At 60.7% G+C, this 201-nt stretch carries 1 protein-coding gene; it reads right to left on the reverse strand.

Annotated elements, in window-relative coordinates:
* The coding region (locus J2I46_RS32750; protein WP_207333324.1) for a hypothetical protein at window positions 1–201 on the reverse strand (201 nt) is incomplete at both ends.

A 201-nucleotide genomic window follows, 5' to 3' on the forward strand; every position in this document is an offset into this window, starting at 1 on the left:
TTCACACCCGTCACGCTTACTGGCGTTACAGTGCTACAACCCAGCGGCGAAGTCGATACCAGGTTGAAGACGTTAGCACCCGCAGCGACCGTGACAGGCAGCGTACCGCCACCCAGCAGAGTTGTGGTCAGACCCGTTAGGATGTTGCCTGAGCCAGCGCCTAGCAAGGCCGTCAGGTTCAGCGGAGCACCTACGCAGAGC

This window comes from Fibrella forsythiae (assembly GCF_017353175.1).
GTDB lineage: Bacteria > Bacteroidota > Bacteroidia > Cytophagales > Spirosomataceae > Fibrella > Fibrella forsythiae.